At 36.7% G+C, this 237-nt stretch carries 1 protein-coding gene; it reads left to right on the top strand.

Annotation, left to right across the window (positions count from 1 at the left end; all coding sequences use genetic code 11):
• On the top strand, nt 1-237 hold a 237-nt coding region (locus tag BAU28_RS20975), incomplete at both ends, for a Cna B-type domain-containing protein (protein ID WP_244158159.1).

The following is a 237-nucleotide window of genomic DNA, read 5'->3' on the forward strand; positions in this document are numbered from 1 at the left end:
TTGGAACGATAACAACGCAACAGATCGTCCAAGCACAATCAAAGTAGACTTACTACAAAATGGTAAAGTAGTAGATACAAAAGAAGTAACAGCGGAAACAAACTGGAAGTATACGTTTGACAAACTTCAAGCTTACGATGCAGAAGGTAAGGCATACAAGCATGAAGTAAAAGAACAAGCAGTACCAGGATATGAATCAAAAGTAAATGGTACTGACATCACAAATACAAAAGTAGG

The organism is Bacillus paramycoides (assembly GCF_001884235.1).
GTDB lineage: Bacteria > Bacillota > Bacilli > Bacillales > Bacillaceae_G > Bacillus_A > Bacillus_A paramycoides.